16 protein-coding genes are annotated in these 15,238 nt (G+C 61.4%); 8 read left to right on the top strand and 8 right to left on the bottom strand.

All coding sequences use genetic code 11. The features are described from left to right. Position 1: 1 nt before the first annotated feature. The 3 genes from ABNT42_RS19185 to ABNT42_RS19195 are packed head-to-tail and all read right to left on the bottom strand — an operon-like array spanning position 2 to position 3,541. Positions 2-1,672: an outer membrane protein transport protein gene (locus tag ABNT42_RS19185; RefSeq protein ID WP_348699664.1), complete on the bottom strand. Its 1,671-nt coding sequence runs from the start codon at positions 1,670-1,672 to the stop codon at positions 2-4. Between the two features lie 21 nt (positions 1,673-1,693). Next, positions 1,694-2,713, bottom strand: a complete 1,020-nt coding sequence (locus ABNT42_RS19190; RefSeq protein WP_348699665.1) for a transporter — start codon at positions 2,711-2,713, stop codon at positions 1,694-1,696. A gap of 57 nt (positions 2,714-2,770) precedes the next feature. Next, a complete protein-coding gene (locus ABNT42_RS19195; protein ID WP_348699667.1) occupies positions 2,771-3,541 on the bottom strand; it encodes a C39 family peptidase in 771 nt (256 codons plus the stop codon). Positions 3,542-4,078: 537 nt separating this feature from the next. Between ABNT42_RS19195 and ABNT42_RS19200 the strand changes: the two genes are divergently transcribed. The 5 genes from ABNT42_RS19200 (at position 4,079) to ABNT42_RS19220 (ending at position 7,526) form a co-directional block, all read left to right on the top strand. After that, positions 4,079-4,588: a DUF6160 family protein gene (locus ABNT42_RS19200; RefSeq protein ID WP_348699669.1), complete on the top strand. Its 510-nt coding sequence runs from the start codon at positions 4,079-4,081 to the stop codon at positions 4,586-4,588. A 172-nt stretch (positions 4,589-4,760) separates the two neighbouring features. After that, complete coding sequence (locus ABNT42_RS19205; RefSeq protein WP_348699671.1) at positions 4,761-5,270, top strand: DUF6160 family protein; 510 nt, start codon at positions 4,761-4,763, stop codon at positions 5,268-5,270. Positions 5,271-5,326: 56 nt separating this feature from the next. Next, positions 5,327-6,127: a hypothetical protein gene (locus tag ABNT42_RS19210; protein WP_348699673.1), complete on the top strand. Its 801-nt coding sequence runs from the start codon at positions 5,327-5,329 to the stop codon at positions 6,125-6,127. After that, a complete protein-coding gene (locus ABNT42_RS19215; protein ID WP_348699675.1) occupies positions 6,127-7,011 on the top strand; it encodes a hypothetical protein in 885 nt (294 codons plus the stop codon). The genes ABNT42_RS19210 and ABNT42_RS19215 overlap by 1 nt, the downstream gene beginning before the upstream one ends. Beyond that, positions 7,011-7,526, top strand: coding sequence for a hypothetical protein (locus ABNT42_RS19220; protein ID WP_348699677.1), 516 nt, complete (start codon positions 7,011-7,013; stop codon positions 7,524-7,526). Before ABNT42_RS19215 ends, ABNT42_RS19220 begins: the two co-directional genes overlap by 1 nt. Positions 7,527-7,547: 21 nt before the next feature. Here the strand turns inward: ABNT42_RS19220 and ABNT42_RS19225 are convergent, their stop codons facing one another. The 3 genes from ABNT42_RS19225 to ABNT42_RS19235 form a co-directional block, all read right to left on the bottom strand. Beyond that, positions 7,548-8,735: an MFS transporter gene (locus ABNT42_RS19225; RefSeq protein WP_348699678.1), complete on the bottom strand. Its 1,188-nt coding sequence runs from the start codon at positions 8,733-8,735 to the stop codon at positions 7,548-7,550. 64 nt (positions 8,736-8,799) lie between these two features. Further along, positions 8,800-9,180, bottom strand: coding sequence for a VanZ family protein (locus tag ABNT42_RS19230; protein ID WP_348699680.1), 381 nt, complete (start codon positions 9,178-9,180; stop codon positions 8,800-8,802). A gap of 294 nt (positions 9,181-9,474) precedes the next feature. After that, positions 9,475-10,239: an SDR family oxidoreductase gene (locus tag ABNT42_RS19235; RefSeq protein ID WP_348699682.1), complete on the bottom strand. Its 765-nt coding sequence runs from the start codon at positions 10,237-10,239 to the stop codon at positions 9,475-9,477. A 120-nt stretch (positions 10,240-10,359) separates the two neighbouring features. Here ABNT42_RS19235 and pyrF point away from each other — a divergent pair, with 120 nt between their 5' ends. Continuing rightward, complete coding sequence (gene pyrF / locus ABNT42_RS19240) at positions 10,360-11,181, top strand: orotidine-5'-phosphate decarboxylase (protein WP_348699683.1); 822 nt, start codon at positions 10,360-10,362, stop codon at positions 11,179-11,181. 25 nt (positions 11,182-11,206) lie between these two features. Here pyrF and sbcB read toward each other — a convergent pair whose 3' ends face one another. Then, positions 11,207-12,661 carry an exodeoxyribonuclease I gene (gene sbcB, locus ABNT42_RS19245; protein ID WP_348699684.1) on the bottom strand — a complete coding sequence of 485 codons (1,455 nt, stop codon included), beginning with the start codon at positions 12,659-12,661 and terminating at the stop codon, positions 11,207-11,209. 67 nt (positions 12,662-12,728) lie between these two features. Here sbcB and ABNT42_RS19250 point away from each other — a divergent pair, with 67 nt between their 5' ends. Next, positions 12,729-13,295 carry a DUF5610 domain-containing protein gene (locus ABNT42_RS19250; protein ID WP_348699686.1) on the top strand — a complete coding sequence of 189 codons (567 nt, stop codon included), beginning with the start codon at positions 12,729-12,731 and terminating at the stop codon, positions 13,293-13,295. On the opposite strand, the gene ABNT42_RS19255 is transcribed toward ABNT42_RS19250, so the two are convergent. Further along, positions 13,292-14,299 carry a GGDEF domain-containing protein gene (locus ABNT42_RS19255; protein ID WP_348699688.1) on the bottom strand — a complete coding sequence of 336 codons (1,008 nt, stop codon included), beginning with the start codon at positions 14,297-14,299 and terminating at the stop codon, positions 13,292-13,294. The two genes, ABNT42_RS19250 and ABNT42_RS19255, sit on opposite strands and share 4 nt — an antisense overlap. Positions 14,300-14,444: 145 nt before the next feature. Between ABNT42_RS19255 and ABNT42_RS19260 the strand changes: the two genes are divergently transcribed. Continuing rightward, positions 14,445-15,233: a helical backbone metal receptor gene (locus ABNT42_RS19260; protein WP_348699690.1), complete on the top strand. Its 789-nt coding sequence runs from the start codon at positions 14,445-14,447 to the stop codon at positions 15,231-15,233. Positions 15,234-15,238 lie beyond the last annotated feature (5 nt).

Raw genomic sequence — 15,238 nt, forward strand, 5'->3', positions numbered from 1 at the left:
ATCAGAATCGCTTGTTGATTTCAAATCCGACATAGCGCACGTGGATATCGCCGTTGACGTTCTGTCCGGCATACGGGTTATAGATAATGTTGAGGAAGTTGCTGCAGTTCAGGTTGCAGTCGGTATTGGCCGGCACGTTGTAGCGGCCTTTCATGTACGAGCCGGTAACACTGATGTCCAGATTCTTGTTGACCTTGAAGTTCAGCCCTGCGCTCAGCAGCTTGGTGTTGGGCAGCGGCGCCAGCAAGTCGATCTTGTCGTTGGGGACGGAAGTCTTGCGCGGCTCGAAGCCGAAGCGCAGGGCCAGACGGTCGAACGGGAACAGTTGCAGGCCGTAAGCGAAATTCACCAGACTCTTGTAGCCGCGCGGGATCACCAGCTTGCCCGAATCGGGAATGCCGTACAGGCGCGCCACTTCCAGCAGCTTGATGCTCTGGTCGAACTGGAAGCGCAGCGCATCCCATTCGCTCCAGCGTGCATAGCTGGCATCCACATTCAGCTGCAGCATGCTGATGGGGCGCAGCTTGATGCCCACCTGCAGGTGCGAAGGGAAGGGAATGATGGCGCTCATATTGCCCTTCTGGGTGGCCGGAATCGAACTGGGGAAGCCCAGCGTGGCACCGGCGATAGGCCCCAGCAGGCTGGCGTTCATGCCGCGCACGAAGTTACGCAGCATGGGTTCGGTGTCGAACTGGTAGTAGCCCGTATAGTGGGTTTTCGAGCCGCCCTGATACACCACGCCCAGTGCGAAGCGGGGATTGGGCTCCCACAGCACGCCCAGATTGATGGTGGGATCGAAGGGTGCCGTCATTTCAAGGCGCATATTGGCCGCCTTCTTGAACGGGCTGACCATGCCTTCCTTGCCACCGCCGCACACGCCGAAGCCCAGCACGTCGATGATGTTGCCGCCGTCTTCAGGGCACCAGCCTTTCTGCAACTGGCCGAATACGCCCAGCAGTTCGTTGGGGAAGCGCATATTGGTATCGACCACGAAGGCGGCGTGGGCGATAGGTACGGACACGCCGAAGCGCAGCGTGTCGGAATATTTATAGCCCACCGAGGGCGATAGATACACCAGCCGCTGGATCTGTTCCTGCCGGCCCTGATACTGGCCCGGATCGTTGGGATCGGTGGTGCGGTCCAGACTCATGGCCTGCGACATATAGCTGTCCGTGGCGAAGGTCCATGGCGAGCCGGCCTTGTTCCACGCCATGCCCACGCCCGGCACGGCCACGGCCGGCAGGCGCCAGCCCGGTACGCCGTAGCCGGGCACGAACATGATCTGGCGCACGGGACCCGTGCGGGTATTCGACAGCGGGTCGTCGCGCCAGCCGCCGATATCGAAATTCGGCCCCGGCGTGAGCGCGGCCGAGGTGCGGATCGAGGCGACGAAATTGTGGATGCTTTCGCTATCGCCCGTCAGGCGCGCCAGTCCGGCCGGATTGAAGTGGATCGAAGCAATACCGGGCGGATCGGCCGTGACGGCATTACCCAGCGACATAGCCACCACGCTGGTGGTGAGGTTTTCCGTCAGCGCCGCCTGCGTGGCCAGCGGCCACAGGGCAGCGCAGGCAGCGAGGGCGCTGGCAACGGCCAGCGCGGCCGGACGCATGGCGAACGCCGAGGCTGGCATCGACGCGCTGGTCTGGCGGCTGGCGAATGGAGCGAACATGGCGGCGCGATCCGGTCAGGCTTAGAAGTTGAGCGGCATGTTCATGCCCACCGTCATGTTGGGCGAGTCCGGCGTCAGGCCGATACCCACCGACAGATTGATGGTGGTCTTGGGCGAGATGCGGTAGCCCAGACCCATGTTGAGCAGGCTGGAAGTCTGCATATGGGTCTTGGCTTCGAGGCCGTCGGCAAAGCGCAGCTTGGAGCCAGCCGAGATGGCCTGCTGGAACGACAGCGTGGTGGAAATGCCATACGACAGGGCGTACGCAAAGCCCATGCCGAAGCCGACCGTCTTGCCCGGCTGTACGCGCGTCAGAATACGGGTGCCGTTGACTTGCCACAGGTTCTTGGCCGGCGCGCTGACGGTGAAGTTCAGCGAGCCGAACAGCGCAACCGGATCGACGATGCGGTTCACGCTCAGGCCGCCAGTGAAGGCACCCACACCGCTGCCGGTGGCTTCGCCGCTACCGGCGATGATCTTGAACGGGCTGCGGCCGGTAGGCAGACGCAGATTGCTGGTCAGGGTCAGACCGGGACGGTCACGCTTGGCTTCGAATGGCTGCCAGCGTGCGCCCAGCGCCAGATCGCCCAGCGAGTTGGATACGCCGTTGGACAGGTTGTTGTCCGAGTAGCGCGAAATAAACGGCATGGTGACGTTGCCGGTCAGATTGTCGAGCAGACCGTAGTCGACCGAGAAGGTATTGGTGACGCTGTGCGAGCTGGTGTTCTCGATGTTGAACAGGGTGGTGCTGCCATTGGCCAGATCGGTAACGATGCGTTCCTCGCCGACGTAGGAATAGGTGATGTCATAGGTCACGGCTACCTGCTTGCGGCGGATCAGCGAGTACTGCTTGTCGACGGCCGTCAGGGTCTGCTGCAGCAGGGCGCTCTGGTCGCCTTCGCCGTCTTTCTTGGCCAGAGCATCGCGGGCGGCGTCGGCGCTGGCAGGCGGCGTGGTGCCGGACTGGGCCTGTGCCGATGGCGCCAAGGCAGACAGGGTGGTAAGAGCGAGGGCAAGCGGGAGGGCAGTGGGGAACTTCATGGTGGTCATCCTTGTGAGAGTGGGCGAGGCGCTGTAGTGGCTAGTGGCTGATAAGGCTTAGTTACGATGCATCCAGGTACCGGCGGCGCCCGAATTGACAGCCCGCAGTAACTGCTGGGCCGAGTTGCTCATAGGGCCATCCAGCCGGCCCTTGTTGGTGACGCGGTCCATGTCCGCGATGCCAAGTTCGTGATCGGTCAGTGCCATCTTGGCTAGCGGCTGCTGACCGGCCGCGGGGGAGATGATGAACAGGGTGTTCTTGTCCCACCAGCGGGCGAATTCTTCCACTGAAAAAACGATGTTGCCGGCCGAGGGATCGGCCAGAAATACCGCGCCGTCGCGGATGCCGCGCAGTACCACGAAGTGTTTAAAGCCGGCATAGTCGATCGGCACGATGGCCGGTTCGTTGAGCGCCATCAGGTCCTTGATTTCGGCACGGAAGCCGGCGCCGGACAGACCCAGCGAACCGACATAGCGCTTCATGTCGAGCAGCGAGAAGCCGCGCCGTTCGATGATTTTTTCCTTCTCGCCTTTTTCCAGCATGCCTTCCATGGCCTGCTGTTCGTTGACCATCACACCCAGGTGATAGTTGAGGATGGTGACCAGCGCGGCCGAGCCGCAGCTGAAGTCGAAGGCCTGGCGCACGATGTGGCGGTACTTGAGTTCGGAGAACGGTTCGGCCTTGAACGACTGCACATAGCTGCCCCCGCCCAGCAGGGTCTGGGGCATTTCGAACTGGTCGTTGGGGCGGTCTTGCGGGGTGTGGCGTTCGATCAGACCACCACCGCCGATGACGGCAGCGAGCACGCCGAGCAGGATCATCAGCATGATCAGCCAGCCTCGCCTGCGTGCGCGTCAGGCGCGCCGCTTACGCGCTTTGCCCGCGCGTAAAACAGGTTTTTCCGGGGCGCAGAGTGAGCGTATCCCCGGGGCGTCTGGCGCCCCATTGCTGGTGTCATGTAGTCTCCGAATTTACTTATACGAACGACCGTGCTTTTATTTGGCGCTAATCGTTCGCGGTTTTTTATTGATGCCATTAACGCATGTGTCGGTTCCGCAAGGCATGCATTTTTTTAGAAATGTACCTCTAGACTTTTTCGACACAGGCTGTGGTAGCCGCAACAACTTATTTGCAACATTGCTCTCACTCTCAGTGGCTCTCAAGGTCAAGCTGTTGGCTTTTTGGGTCAGCGCGAAAAGATAGACCGTGGTTCGACAGGACTTTTAAGATGGACTCACTTAATAGCCAAATATTAAGATTTCACGCACCAAGCAGTGCACCCCGAAACTCCTACCCGGAGCCTAGGAAGGACCTGAGGAACGTGAGCCCACATTACAAAACCAACATAAACCCGGAGATCACAAATGCAAATCGTTAAAACCGCAATCGCAGCAGCCCTGGCATCCTTCGCTTTCTCGGCTTCGGCCATGACCCCGATCCAAGACGCAGAACTGAGCACCGTTAGCGGTCAGGACGGCGTGTCGATCGCTGCCAATCTGAACATCAAGATTGACTCGTTCGTCTACACCGATACCGACGCAGTTGATGCCAACGGCTTCGGTGGTGGTTCGGTAAGCTTCAACGGTATCAAAGTGAACGGCCTGATCGCCGCTAACATCGATATCCTGTCGAAGAACTCCTTCCTGGCCGCTGCTGGCGCTGCTGGCGTGACCAACCCGGGCACCTTCTACAACCCAGCTACCGGCGGTGACGTGGTACAGATCGCGATCCCGGCGAGCGTGGTTGCTGACGGCCACTACCTGAACGTGTCGGTTGATTCGATCAAGATGGGTAACAACGCTGCATCGTTCGGTTCCGTCGCAATGAACCAGATCGACATGCGCGGCACCACCGTGTGGATCTTCGCTCACTAATCTAGCAAGGCAACGCAACGAACTGGCCTGACGGGTCTGTAGCTTGGCCTGTCAGGTCAGTGTAGCAAGCTAGACGGTAATAAAGCAGCGGCCCTAAGATGGCTTAGCAGCACAACAAGTAAGAAAACAAAAACACAACCATATCGGTTCATAACATACACGGAGACTTACCATGCAATTCTTCAAAACCGCAATCGCAGCAGCCCTGGCAACCGTCGCTTTCTCGGCATCGGCCATGACCCCGATTCAAGACGCAGAGCTGAGCACCGTTAGCGGTCAGGACGGCGTATCGATCGCTGCTAACCTGAACATCAAAATCAATTCCTTCACCTACACCGATACGGACGCTCTGGACGCCAACGGCATGGGTGGCGGTTCGGTAAGCTTCAACGGTATCAAAGTGAACGGCCTGATCGCCGCTAACATCGATATCCTGTCGAAGAACTCCTTCCTGGCCGCTGCTGGCGCTGCCGGCGTGACCAACCCAGGCACCTTCTACAACCCAGCTACCGGCGGCGACGTGGTACAGATCGCTATCCCAGCGAGCGTCGTTGCTGACGGCCACTACCTGAACGTGTCGGTAGACTCGATCAAGATGGGTAACAACGCTGCATCGTTCGGTTCCGTTGCAATGAACCAGATCGACATGCGCGGTACCACCGTCTGGATCTTCGCTCACTAATCAGGCGAGCTTCAACAACAGCCGCGCAAGCGGCTGTTGTTGTCTCTACACTTCCCATGAAGATGACATTGCCCTCGCGCTGCCTGCATGTGTGCATGGCGCTGGCGTTGCTTTGCAGCCTGCCGACCGCCTCGGCCCAGATGCAGCCGCTCAGTGAAGCGGAGCTGTCCAGCATGCACGGACAGGGCATCGTGGCGATGACCAATACCAGTCTGAATGGCTTCGATTTCAGCAAGGTGTCGCTGGATGCCGACATCACGCTAAGCGCCAATCTGCGCAATGTGCGTCTGGGTGAATACACCTATGCTGCGCGCAATGGCACGGGCGCCGATCTGGATATCTCGCTGCTGCAGTTTGGCCGCAGCGATGGCAGCGAAGCCCAGCGGCTGGTGCATATTGCAAATCCCTATTTCGAATTCGTCTACCGCAATGCGGCCGATGGCGCTACCCGCGAAGCCATAGGCATGCGCTTCGGCTTTGAAGCCATCAGCGGTGACGTCGGTATGAAAATCAACACCCTGTCCGGCTCGATGGCCGTGACGGGTATCGCTGCCGACGGCAGCACCGTGCAGCTGGACTCGCGCACCGATGCGCTGGGCGGCAAGCGCTGGGATGGCGCGTGCACGGCACCGTGCCTGACGCTGGCGCAGGTGGGCGGTGTCACGGCCGGCGATGCCAGCGGCCCTAGCCGCGATTTCTGGGTGTCGCTGCTGAAGACCACCGTGCAGTTCCCCACCACTAACGGCGCGCCTGCAACGGATGCAGCGCAAGCCGGGGTGTGGCTGAACTGGCGCGACAAGCTGCAGGCGATCAACACCAGCGGGCTGGTGCCTGCCAACCTGCCCAAGGGCCGCTGATGCACGGCGCGCCGGCCCGTTCCATCTGCAAGGCCGCACTGCTGGTGCTGGCCGCATCGGCCGCACTGACGCTGGCCGCGCCGGTACTGGCGCTGGAGCCGCTCAGCGATGCGGCGCTGTCGGCCGTGCGCGGACGCGATGGGGTGAGCTTTGATCTGAACGGCTTTGCCATGAGCGGCGATGCGCGCGTCAGCTACACCACGCCGATCGGCACCACACTGTATGTGGAAAAATTCACTGCTTCGCGCAGCGATAATCCGCTGCCGTTTTCCGACCCGTACACACTCGACATCGTGCCCGGTGCAGCGGGGCTGGCCGATGTGGTGAATATCGCTTTCCCGCAGAATACCTATGCCCAGCAGCGCTGGCAGATGGCCTACGACTGGGGCATGACGGCCAATGGCGTGACGCGCGAGCAGAGCAGCGTGGTCATCAAGGATCTGGTACTGTACGGCGGCGGCCTGCAGTTCACTACGCCGCAAGTCAATGATGGCGTGGCCTTCGGCGCGGCACTGCGGATGGATATCGGCCAGCTATCGCTGCGTCCCCGTGGCCGCACGGACGACACGGAAGCCATGGTGTGGAACGGCATCCATGTGGGGGCCGTCGATGGCAGCGGCATGTTCACCAATACGCCGTGGATGCTGGCCAATGTGGCGTCGCAGCCGGCGGTGATCAATGCGCTCAGCGACGAAACGGGGCCGCGCCTGCACATCGGCATCGACTGGCCGGATAGCCGTTACGGCAGCGGCGTGGCACCGGCTGGCGGCATCGTGGTCGATAATATTTCCTTTGTCAGTCCCGCTCAGCCGACGGTGGATCTGGGTTCTTCGCGCATAGGCTCGATCCAGATTCAGTACCTCGATATCAAGTTCAAGCACTGATGGCCGACCTCCTATCTACCCAGTGGCGTATCCGCAAGCTGCCAGCCGTGCTGGCGCTGGTGGGCGCGGCTGTCAGCGCCGTCGCCAGTTCTACCGCCAGTGCTGGTTCTTTGCGCGCGCTCGATGATCAGGAACTGGCGCAGGTCACGGCGCGCGATGGCATCAGCTTTGCCGCCCACATTTCGCTCAACGATCCCACACTGGTGGGCGCCGTCAGCGATAGCCGGCTGTCGCTGGGCTTTAATGGCGACGGCCAGAACCGCTACATCGTGTTCAAGAATGTGCGCGGCAAGGTCGACATGTTCGCCGTCAGTCTGGGCGTGGAAACCCGTAGCGATGGCGGCGGTGATTACATCGCCATCGGCCTGCCCGGGTTTGTCCGCTATACCAATCTGGGCTTTGAATCACTGAGCGTGCAGAATGATCCGAATGCCCCCGTTACGGGCAATCTGGGCAGCCTGAATATCAATGGCACCGTGTCCCTGCAGGGACAGGTGCGGCTGTGGTCACACTGAAGCCCGGCGTGAAGCGGGCGGCTAGTCGCGTGCGGCAGCCAGCCAGATAGCGAAGGCCGTCAGGGGAAACGCCAGCCCCGTCCACAGTACGCCCTGCCAGCCATGCCGGGCAAACATCCACGCACCGAGCGAAGAACCGAGCGCACCGCCGAGGAAGAATAGCGCGATGTACAGCCCGTTCAGGCGGCTGCGAGTTTCTGCTGCCAGTGCGAACAGCGCGCGCTGACCCGTTACCAGATTGGCCGAGACGCCCATGTCGAGCACGATCGACGCTGCTACCAGCACGGCCAGTTCCAGCATGCGGCTGCCGTGCACCAGCAACGGCAGCGCGTATCCCGCCACCCCTAGCAGCAGCGCGGCGGCGGTGGTGCTGTGACTCTTGCCCTGATCGGCCCGCCGTCCGGCAATGGGTGAAGCGATGGCGCCAGCCACACCCACCAGTGCAAAGATGGCGACGCCGGTCTGGCTCAGTTGAAAACGCGGTCCCGTCAGTTCCAGCGAGACGCAAGTCCAGAACAGGCTGAAGGCGCCGAACATGCAGGCCTGATAGGCGGCACGGCGGCGCAGCACGGGGGTGTCGCGCAGCAGATGCCAGAGCGAGCCCAGCAGCGCAAAGTAATGCAGGCCGGCGTTAGGCTGGCGTTGCGGCAGGCGCTGGCGCAGCAGCGCCGCCAGTGCCAGTGTGGCGCAGGCCGACAGGATGAAGATGGCATGCCAGCCCAGCGCATCGGCTACCAGACTGGCAACGGGACGGGCCAGCATGATGCCCATCAGCAGGCCGCTCATTACGGTGCCCACCGTCTGGCCCCGTGTTTCGGGGCGCGACAGGTGGGCGGCGAATGGCACCAGTATCTGCGCCGCCACGGCCGTCAGGCCTATGCAGAAAGCGGCTAGCAGGAACAGGCTGGCACTGCTGGTGCTGGCGGCGGCCAGCAGGGCAGCGGCGCAGGCCAGCAAGGCGAGGCAGATCAGGCGGCGGTTTTCCAGCAAGTCACCGAGCGGGACAACAAACAGCAGGCCGAGGCAGTAGCCGATCTGGGTTAGCGTGACGATCAGGCCTGCCGCGCCGGGCGCCAGTCCCGTGGTCTGGCTGATGGGACCGATCAGCGTCTGGGCGTAATACAGATTGGCGACGATCAGGCCGGTAGCGCTGGCCAGTAGCCAGACCATGCCGGCCGAAATGTCTTGCTGGTTCGGAGACTGGCTCATTGCACTTCCTACAGTTAGCAGGCGGCAATTTTACCGGCGATCACAAAATGCTGCTGAGCGCGAGTTAATCGGGACGGCGTTGCCACAGCAGATACAGCACGCTGGCCGCCAGCACGGCGGCGCTACAGTCCACCGCCCAGTCGCCCAGGCTGCCATGCCGATAGGGGAAGAAACTTTGCACCACTTCGTCCAGTGCGCCCATGGCGGCAATGGTGAGCACGGCTTTCACGGCGCGCTGGCGTGGCCGGCCGCTGCCGCCGGTAAATAGCAGAAAAGTCAGGCCCGCGTAGGCGATGCTGTGCAGGATCAGGCCGGAGGCCACCTGGCCGATATCCTGTCGTGCCCCGGGCAGCGAGCCCAGTATCAGTATCAGCAGGTAGAGGGTGATGGCAGTCCAGTAGCGCAGACGGCCATAGGTGTCGGTGAGGAGTAGAAGCTTGAGCATGGACCGGACAATAGCACGGCTGGCATAAAAAGAAAGTGCGCCAGCAAGCTGGCGCACTGTACTTCCGTCATGCCTATCTGGTGCATGTACCGAAGATGTGTCCAGTATAGGGGGCGATTGTGACGGCCTTATGACGCGGCACAAGCCTATCAGCAAAAAAAAAGCCCGCTGATGAAAGCGGGCTTAAAACTATTTTCTTGGAGGAGAATAGTGGAGACAGGTGAGATTATGGGCATGGCGCAGATATTTGTCTAATTGTCGTTTCCGATAACTGACATGCGCTTTACTTATATCTCACTCCTGCACAGGCACGGTGTAGTTGAGGGCAAGGCGGCCGCCATCCACATACAGGGTCTGGCCCGTCATATAGCTGGCATCGTCGCTGGCGAGGAAGGCGGCAATCGACGCCACTTCTTCCGGTTCGCCGCAGCGGCCCATGGGCGTGCGCGACAATATGGTGTGGCGCGCTTCCGGGCTGGCCATGACGGCCTGCTTGGCCAGTTCCGTCAGAATGGTGCCGGGGCCGATGCCGTTGACACGGATGCCGTGGCTGACCAGATTCAGCGACATGACTTTGGTGAGCTGGTTGATGGCACCTTTCGACACCACATATGGCACCTGATTCGGGATCGCCAGTTCCGCGTTCACGCTGGACATATTGATGATGCAGCCGCTGTGCTGCTTGACCATTTCGCGCGCCACGGCCTGACCGCACAGGAACATGGATTTCAGGTTGATGCGTAGCACGCGGTCGAAATCTTCCTCGCACACGTCCAGGAAGTTGGCAGCGTGGGTCACGCCGGCGTTGTTGATCAGGATATCGATGCGGCCAAACGCGGCCAGCGTGGCCGCCACCATGGCATCCACATCGGCTTTCTGGCTGACGTCGGCGGCGAAGAAGCGGGCCCGTTCGCCTAGCTCGGCGGCGGCCGCAGCGCCCTCCGGTTTGATATCCACCAGCATCACGCTGGCGCCTTCACGGATCAGGCGCTGGGCGCAGGCCAGTCCGATGCCTTGCGTGGCGCCCGTGACGATGGCGACTTTCTGGCTTAATTTCATGGTGTGCTTCCGATAAGTTTGAAGGGTGAATTCTAGCAGCCCTGACACGCAGCAATTCGGCCAGTGCCGCGCGGATTTCGTTACAATAGAGGGTTTGCAACAGAATAAAAGGGCAGAGCCGTGACTTTCATCAATAAATTATCCGCCGCGTGGACGGCTAACGACTCGCTGCTGTGCGTGGGTCTCGACCCCGACATGGCCAAACTGCCCGCCCAGTTCCAGCAGGACCCGCAGGGCATCTACCACTTCTGCCGCGAAATCATCGATGCGACGGCTGATCTGGCCTGCTCGTTCAAGCCGCAGATTGCCTATTTTGCCGCGCTGCGCGCGGAAGCCCAGCTGGAACAGATCTGCGCCTACGTGCGCGACAATTATCCGCACATTCCCCTGATTCTGGATGCCAAGCGCGGCGATATCGGCGCCACGGCACACCAGTATGCGCGCGAAGCCTATGACCGCTACGGCGCCGACGCGGTCACCGTCAATCCCTACATGGGTTCCGATTCGGTCGATCCGTATATGGACTGGGCCGACCGTGGCGTGATCATCCTGTGCCGCACCTCGAATGCGGGCGGCTCCGACCTGCAGTTCCTGAACGTAGATGGCAAGCCGCTGTACCAGCATGTGGCGCAGCTGGTGGCGCAGAAGTGGAACCGCAATGGCCAGTGCGCACTGGTCGTGGGCGCCACCTTCCCGGAAGAACTGGCACAGGTGCGTGCCATCGTGGGCGACATGCCGCTGCTGGTGCCCGGCATCGGTGCGCAGGGTGGCGATATCGCTGCCACCGTCAAATCGGGTCGCACCGCCAATGGCACGGGCATGATGATCAATTCTTCGCGGGCGATTCTGTACGCGCCGCAGCAGGCCGGCGAAGACTTCGCCGCCGCTGCCCGCCGCGTGGCGCAGGAAACCCGCGACGCCATCAATCAGTACCGCGCCTGAGGCTAGGCTGACCTACTAGGCTGGCCTACTGGGCCGGTGCGATCAGCTCGACATATTCGTACAGCTCGGACAGAATCTGCTCGGCCCGTTCATCGGCATCCTGCTGCAGATGATCGATCTCGCCGAAGAACTGGTCGATGCTGCGCACCCCGCCCGCGCCATCGTAGAAACGGGCAGCACGGTGCTGCTCCCAGTGCTCGAACTCCGTTTCCGACAGCGTGTCGGGGAAATTGCGCGCGCGGTAGCGGAACAGCAGTTCGCCCAGACGGGCATCGCCGAAGGCTGGCGAGGCAGCGGCCAGACGGGCCGGGGTTTCCTTGCGCAGACTGTCGAGCAGGCGGCGATCGTCCTTGCTGACAAAGCCGTTGTACAGGTCTTCATCCACATCCAGCGCTGCGCCAGCAGGGCGGTAGAACACTTCGGCCCACACGGCGTCCATATCCGGCCCCGTTGCCGCCAGTTCTGCCGCAATAGCCGCGTTAGCCTTGCCCTGCTCCAGATCGAGCCCCCATTTGGCTGCCATGGCGGGCGACAGAGTTTTTAAATTCGATACCAGCATCGGTGATTTATTCAGGTGCACGCTTTTCACGGGCAGCCGTGTCATCCCTGCCGGCATGGCGTCGCTGCGGGTGAAGATGCGGGTGCGGATGGTGTCGGCATCGAGCGCGTACAGTTCGCGCGGATCATAGGCGCAATCCCAGACGATCAGTTCGTTCTTGTTGGTGGGGTGGGTCGCCAGCGGCCACACCAGCGCCAGACAGCCGCGCTCTGCCGGGAACATGCCCGACACGTGCAGGAAGGGCTGGCGCAAGGCCGGTGCCAGATGCAGGCCTACTTCATCGGCCACGCGGTCTTTCTTGTGCAGGGCCAGACAGAAATCGAACAGCTTGGGCTGGTGCTGGCGGATCAGTCGCGCCAGCGCAATGGTGGCGCGCACGTCGGACAGTGCATCGTGCGCTGCTTCGTGCACCAGACCATTGGCGCGGGCCAGATCTTCCAGTTTGAAACTGGGCTTGCCATCTTCCTTGCTGGGCCAGACGATGCCGTCCGGACGCAGCGCATAGGTCATGCGCACCACATCGAGCAGATCCCAGCGGCCGCAGCCGTTCTGCCATTCGCGCGCATACGGGTCGATCAGATTGCGCCAGAACATGAAGCGGGTGATCTCGTCATCGAAGCGGATGGTGTTGTAGCCCACGCCGATAGTGCCGGGCTGGGAGAAGGCCTGTTCGATGGTGGCGGCAAATTTATGCTCGGGCACGCCCCATTCCAGACATTGCTGCGGGGTGATACCGGTGATCAGGCAGGACTGCGGATCAGGCAGGAAATCATTGGCAGGCTTGCAGTACAGCATGATCGGATCGCCGATCTCGTTGAGGGCAGCATCGGTGCGGATTGCCGCAAACTGGGCCGGACGGTCGCGGCGCGTGTTGGCGCCAAAGGTTTCGTAGTCGTGCCAGAGGAAAGTGGTTGTGCTCATAAGTTGCGGTCAAGTTATTCGAAATTCTGCCGTTAATTGCAGGATACCCCTCATCAGGAGTCAGATCATGGCAACTCCCGTATCGGCCACTGCAGGCGGCAGCGCCGCCGCGTCCAGCGTCCCTGCCGCAGCCAGAGACGACAGCAAGATGTCGTCCACGGCCAAAGCCAAGGCACAGCTTAACGGCTCTATCGTACAGGCTTCTTTGACAGTGTCGCTGAATTCCTCCAACGAACCCCTGTCCGTGGTGCTGAAAACGGCGCTGACCGGCATCAACGAGGCGCTCAAGGACCAGTTTGGCGATAACGCCATCCAGAATGCCATGTCGCAGGATAATACGCCGGAAGGTACGGCGAGCCGCATTGTAGCGCTGTCCACCGCGTTTTACGATGCTTTCAAGCAGCAGCATGCGGGGGAAGCGGAGGATGCCGTGCTCGACAAGTTCATGGCTACGCTGAAGCGGGGTGTGGATCAGGGCTTCAAGGAAGCACGCGACATCCTCGACGGACTGAAAGTGCTGAACGGCGAAGTGGCCAGCAATATCGACAAGACCTATACGCTGGTGCAGCAGGGCTATGCCGACTTTGCTGCCGCGCATAAGACCCAGCCTGCAGCGGAGGCGGCGAGCAGCTAGGCGGCAGGCGTGGCGGGCTGCGCTGCCTCTGCCTGATGGCGCGCCACGCAATTGCGCCCCAGTGCTTTGGCGCGGTACAGCGCGGCATCGGCGTTGGCGATCAGCGCCTGCTCGTCCTGTCCCGGCTGCAGGCTGGCGACGCCGAACGAGGCTGTGATGTGCGGCAGCGGCAGCCGCATATCGCTGAACACTTGCGCCTGCCGCATGCGTTCGCACAGGCGCTCGGCCACGGCCACGGCGACTTTTTCGCTGGTGTCGGGCAGCAGCACCATCATTTCCTCACCGCCATAGCGTACGGCAAAATCAGTCGGGCGCAAGGCACTGCCCAGCACTCCGGCGGCCGTGCGCAGCGCCTGATCGCCGGCCAGATGGCCATGGGTATCATTGAAGCGCTTGAAATGGTCGAGATCGAGCATGATCAGGGCCAGTGGTGCGTGCGAGCCGTGTGCCGTGGCGATCATGGTGGGCAGCAGGTCGTTCAGCCAGGAGCGGTTGTACAGGTCGGTCAGGCCATCGATCATGGATAGCTGGCGGTAAAACTCGCCCAGCTTCTGGCGCCGCCGCAACTGCGCATTGGCAGCACGGATGCGGAACGACAGCAGGCGCAGCAGATTGCGCGCCAGCACATGCGATTCGTCAATCAGCTGCCAGACCAGTTCGGCATTGATCATCAGCACATCGGTTTCTTCCAGCGCCGTGATGGCGTTCAGATTGGCTTCCTCGTCCAGCACGGCCTGTTCGCCCACACTCTCGCCGGGCAGTATCTTGCTGATGGTGCCATCGGCCATGCCGGTACGGGTATCGGTGGCCACGGCCAGCGCGCCACGCAGGACAATGTACAGGTGGGCGATGTGCGATTCGGCGATGCTTTCATCGGCCGCCAGCCGCATGATGGGGCAGGGTGCCAGCAGGCGGGCCATGGCCTCGGCGTCGGTGGAATTGCGCAGCAATTGCAGATCGCTGATCTGGTAGTCCGAGGCGCCGAAGGTGCTGATGTGTTTCAATGTGGTCTTTCAGAATGCTGGTTGATACGCCTGATCATCATAGCTGAACTGCCTGTTGGCCTGTGTAAATTTTGTTCAGGAAGTTGTTGCATGATCTATCAGGCGATGCTCCAATACCGCCTTTACGCCTTAGGGAAAGCCCGACATGAAATGGACTGATGCAGTGGGAACCGGTCACCGGGCAGCGGCCGATGCGCGCATCGTTTCGCTGGTGCCATCGATTACGGAAATGCTGTGCGACTTCGGGCTGGCTGGCCAGCTGGTGGGACGCACGGGCTTCTGCATCCACCCTAGCGAAATCGTGCAGGATATTCCCAAGGTGGGCGGCACCAAGGATGTGAATATCGACAAGATCCGCAAGCTGGCGCCTAGCCATCTGGTGGTCAACATCGATGAAAACGAAAAGCCCACGGTCGAGCAGCTGGCCGAATTTATTCCCCATATCGTCGTCACGCATCCGGTCGCGCCGCGTGACAATCTGGCGCTGGCGCAGTTGCTGGGCGGCGTGTTCTGCCGCCAGCAGGAAGCCGCGGCATGGTGTGCCGATTTCGAAGCAGAATATGCGCGCCTGCGCGCCATGCCGCCAGCGCCGCCGCGCACAGTGCTGTACTGCATCTGGCAAGACCCGTGGATGACGGTATCGGGCGATACCTATATTGCCCGCATGCTGGCGGAAATCGGCTGGCGGTTGCCGACTGAATTGCAGGGCTACGCTATTCGCTATCCGGAGTTCAGCTGGGCACCGGAACTGCTGGCGCAGATTGATGGCGTGCTGCTGTCGAGTGAACCCTATCGCTTCACGGAGGCCCATGCGGCCGTGCTGGAACAGCAGATCGGCAAGCCGGTACAACTGGTGGATGGGGAGATGCTGTCGTGGTATGGCAGCAGAGCGCTGCAGGGCTTGCGGTATTTGCAGGAGCTAGCAGGGCGCTAGCTCCG

The organism is Duganella fentianensis (genome assembly GCF_964031615.1).
In the GTDB taxonomy this organism is placed as follows: Bacteria; Pseudomonadota; Gammaproteobacteria; order Burkholderiales; family Burkholderiaceae_D; genus Rugamonas; species Rugamonas fentianensis_A.